1 protein-coding gene and 3 pseudogenes are annotated in these 3,969 nt (G+C 67.1%); 1 reads left to right on the top strand and 3 read right to left on the bottom strand.

Features of this window, described 5'->3' with window-relative positions; all coding sequences use genetic code 11:
* The first annotated feature begins 219 nt into the window (after nt 1-219).
* A complete protein-coding gene (locus ABGB16_RS33245; RefSeq protein ID WP_347672020.1) occupies nt 220-531 on the top strand; it encodes a DUF4158 domain-containing protein in 312 nt (103 codons plus the stop codon).
* A gap of 1,241 nt (nt 532-1,772) precedes the next feature.
* Here the strand turns inward: ABGB16_RS33245 and ABGB16_RS33240 are convergent.
* The 3 pseudogenes from ABGB16_RS33240 to ABGB16_RS33230 form a co-directional block, all read right to left on the bottom strand.
* Nucleotides 1,773-2,207 (bottom strand): annotated as a pseudogene (locus tag ABGB16_RS33240) (DDE-type integrase/transposase/recombinase); the annotation flags it as partial.
* 38 nt (nt 2,208-2,245) lie between these two features.
* A pseudogene (locus ABGB16_RS33235) lies at nt 2,246-3,504 on the bottom strand (IS256 family transposase).
* A 115-nt stretch (nt 3,505-3,619) separates the two neighbouring features.
* Nucleotides 3,620-3,727: pseudogene (locus tag ABGB16_RS33230) on the bottom strand (IS6 family transposase); the annotation flags it as partial.
* Between the last annotated feature and the right edge of the window lie 242 nt (nt 3,728-3,969).

Raw genomic sequence — 3,969 nt, 5'->3', positions numbered from 1 at the left:
GCAAGGCAGGCACGGGACTCCCGTCGATCACTGAGCGTAGAGAACTCCGATGATCGATGTCCCGTGCCTGTTTGCTACTCCGGGTACCTACCTGTCCGGATCCTGGGTGCCTATTGCCGGTCGCTCTGAGTAGTGGTCGTTGGGCTGACGCTCGAACGGGTGGTCGCTGGCAGCGGCGGCGGGCGCCGACCGTGATGATGTCCGGCTATGGCGCGGGCCTTGGATCTGGATGAGCTGGTCGAGCACTGGACGCTCCTGGACGACGAGCGGGAACTGATCGCGGGTAAGCGCGGACCGACGAGGCTCGGGTTCGCGCTGCTGCTGAAGTTCTACACCCGGATCGGTCGATTCCCTCGCGGCTGCGGCGAGCTGCCGGACGAGGCGGTCGAGTGTGTAGCCCGACAAGTCGGAGTAGGGCTGTCCGAGCTCGGGCAGTACGAGTGGACAGGTTCGACGATCGCGTACTACCGTGCGCAGATCCGTTCGCATCTCGGCTTCCGCGAGTGCTCGGTGATCGACGCAGAGAGCTGACGCGGTGGCTGGCCGGCAACGTGTGCGAGGCCGAGCGGCGCCCGGAGTTGGTCCGCGACGAGCTGCTGGTGCGCTGCCAGGCCGTGCGGATCGAGCCGCCGGCAGCCGGGCGGATCGACCGGATCGTGCGCTCGGCGTTGCACCAGGCCGAGCAGACCCTGACCGCCCGGATCGTGGCCCGGCTGCCCGTCGACGTCGCGTCCTCGTCGCCCGCTACCTGCGCAACCGAACCTGCAATGCGAGATCAACGAAGGCCTGAACGTCGTCGAGTCGTGGAACCAGGCCAACAGCGTGATCTTTTTCGGCAAGGGCGGCGACATCGCCACCAACCGCCGCGACGAGCATGGGTAACGCTCCGAACGAACGCGCGCCCGGTTAACACCTCGGCAACTACATCGATGTTCGGGTTTGATTCGGTGGTCATCCGCGCAAGGGCTCCGATGGACCGAACCGGACACCCTGAAACTCATCGGACAGGGCAGGACGTAGGCGACGCTCGTCGGACGAGCAGCCACCGAGCAGCCACGCGTCCACAAGGGACGGGAAAGCAAAAAACCTGACCCGCGTTTCCGCAGGTCAAGCTTTTTTGATCTTGTGCGCCCGAAGGGACTCGAACCCCTAACCTTCTGATCCGTAGTCACATGCTTCAATGTGACTACGGAAAAAGTCTCCATTCGTCCGAACCCGCCCAACAGGTCCGGCCGCAACCTGCCAAGTCCTAGCAGGTCCGGGCGCTATATCGCTCATGGTGGATTTCCAAGAGCCTTTGTGAGTAGAAGCTTCGTACGGGGCAGTCCCTACACGTCGGCGACAGTTCGCCGGCGTCCGAGCAGCCACGGAGAAACCATCATGACATACCCCGGCGACTTCCACCACCAGAGATAGCAACACGATCAACTCACGCTGCTGCCATTCGATGAGCGGACAGCGACCCGACTCGCATCCTAACCTCATCGGCCAGGCCCAGCCGGCCTTCCCCGCCCCGCAACGCCAGCCGGTCGGCACGGGCAGCGCCGCCCCAGTAGGCACAACCAGGTACACCATCTGCACGCCGCAGGTGAGCACCGTCCGGCTGGGGCAAGGGAACTTGGCCGGTGCCAACTTGATCAGTGCCCGGGCGCGGAGTACGTGAGGCGGGGCCCATCCTGGCAATCGAGGGGCCAATACCTCCGCGCGCCCTCTCGCCGGCGCTGTTGCGTTGGCGGATCGGTGGACACGCCGAGCCGCGTCACCGGGCACTGTCAGATGGCTCGGGCCAGTTCCGTAAACGCGGCGGCCACCCGCAGACCGGGCGGGACGTCAGCGGCGAGCTCGTCGTGTCCGCGTCGGAGGTTCTGAACGAAGGCACGGCCGGCGATGATCGTCTGCGCGGCGCGGTCGGTGCGGAGTCCGCGCATCGGTCTGAGCCTGTGCTTGAGCTGGCTGTGGTCGGCCTCGATCGGATTGTTGGCGTGTCGTTCGATGTGGTGCCACGACGACGGGACCAGGTCGTCGAGCACCCTCGGACAGACCGGGTTCGCGTCGGTGACAACCTCGCCGGGCATGACCTCCAGCGTGGTCAGCGCCCGGCGGACGAACCGCCGGGCCGACACGTCCGCGTCCCGACGGGCCGAGACGAGCACGTCGATGACCTGACCATGCTGGTCCACGGCCCGGTACACGTACCGCCACACCCCGTTGGAGGAATCGTCAAGACCTGCGGATGAGGTAGTTGCTACGCGGCCGCGGTGTCTTCGGGTCGTTCGACGAGGCGGCCGTTGACGAAGGTCGCTCCGGCGCGGACCAGTGCGACGAGGTGGGGTGCGTTGACTGCCCGCCAGCGGTCCTGGGCGGCTTCGATGAGCTTGAACGCCATGGCGAGGCCGGCGGCGCGGCTGCCGGGGCCCTTGTGACGCGGGTGCGGTGTCGGACGGTGGCGAAGGTCGACTCGATCGGGTTCGAGGTGCGCAGGTGCACCCAGTGCTCGGCCGGGTAGTCGTAGAAGGCCAGCAGCTCGTCGAGGTCGTCGGTGACCTTCGCGACGGCCTTGGCGAACTTCGTCCCGTACAGGCCGGCGAACCGTCTCGCGGCGAGCTGGGCGTGGGTCTTGTCCTCGGCGCCCCAGATCTCGGCCAGGGCGGCCTTCGCGCCCGGATGCGCCGACTTCGGTAGCGCGGCGAGGACGTTCGCCGTCTTGTGGACCCAGTCGCGCTGCTCACGAGTGGCCGGGAACACCTCACGTAGCGCGGCCCAGAAGCCGAGCGCGCCGTCACCGATGGCGAGGACCGGGACGCGCATACCCCGGCGGGCGCAGTCACGCAGCACATCACCCCAGGAGCCGGTCGACTCGCGGTAGCCATCGGCCAGGGCGACCAGTTCCTTGCTGCCGTCGGCACGGAAACCGACGACCACGAGCAGGCACAGCTTGTCCTCGTCCAGGCGCACGTTGACGTGGATGCCGTCGGCCCACACATACACGTAGTCGACCCGCGACAGGTCCCGCTTGCGCCAGCCGTGGTAGTCGTCGGTCCACTGCCCGGTCAACCTCGTGATCGCCGCCGCCGACAGGCCAGCCGCCGAGCCGAGGAACTGCTGCAACGCCGGCACGAAGTCCCCGGTCGACAAGCCGTGCAGATACAGCAACGGCAACACCTCGGCCACCTTCGGGCTCTTACGACACCACGGCGGCAGGATCACCGACCGGAACCGCCGACGCTGCCCGGTGACCGGATCGGTGCGCTTGTCGTTGACCCGCGGCGCCCGCACCTCGACCGCTCCCGCTGAGGTCATCACCTCCCTCGGCTGAGCATGGCCGTTGCGGACCACCAACCGCCGGCCCCGCTCATCGCGCTCGTGCGCCAACTCAGCCAGGTAGGCGTCGACCTCAGCCTCCAACGCCGCGGCCAGCATCCGCCGCGCCCCTTCACGAACGATGTCATCCAGCAGCGAGACGCCCTCGCGTCGCTGCCCGTCCTCGGCGACTACAGTCAGCACGGGCGTGCCTTTCCGACCGACGCGCCAACGTCGGCCTTGCTCGAGACCTACACGAATCGATCACCGGGAAGGTACGCCCCTTCCCGGCCGATCCACAGGTTCTGAGCATTCCTCCCCCGTTGACCTTGACGTAGGTCTCGTCCACGAACCAACGGTCACCAGGTGAGTGACGAGCGAAGCGAGCGGCGTCGGCCAACAGCGGGGTGAACCGCTGCACCCTGTACGGTGCCAATTCCTGTCGCACGCGCTGTGAGCTGGTCCCTCGCAAGTTTGAGGCACCTTCATGGTCATGGTGTTCCGGTTGATCTACCTGTTCGCGATCCGCGTGTTCGGCGCCCTTTCGTCGCGGCCCGCAGTGACAGTGCCCTGCTCGCGGAGCTGCTGGCGCTGCGCCACGAGGTCGCGGTGCTCCGCCGCCAGGTCCACAGCCGACCACGGCTGTCCTGTCCAGACCGGGCAATCCTG

This window comes from Micromonospora sp. B11E3 (assembly GCF_039871625.1).
In the GTDB taxonomy this organism is placed as follows: Bacteria; Actinomycetota; Actinomycetes; order Mycobacteriales; family Micromonosporaceae; genus Micromonospora.
This window is presented reverse-complemented; position numbering and strand designations above follow the sequence as displayed.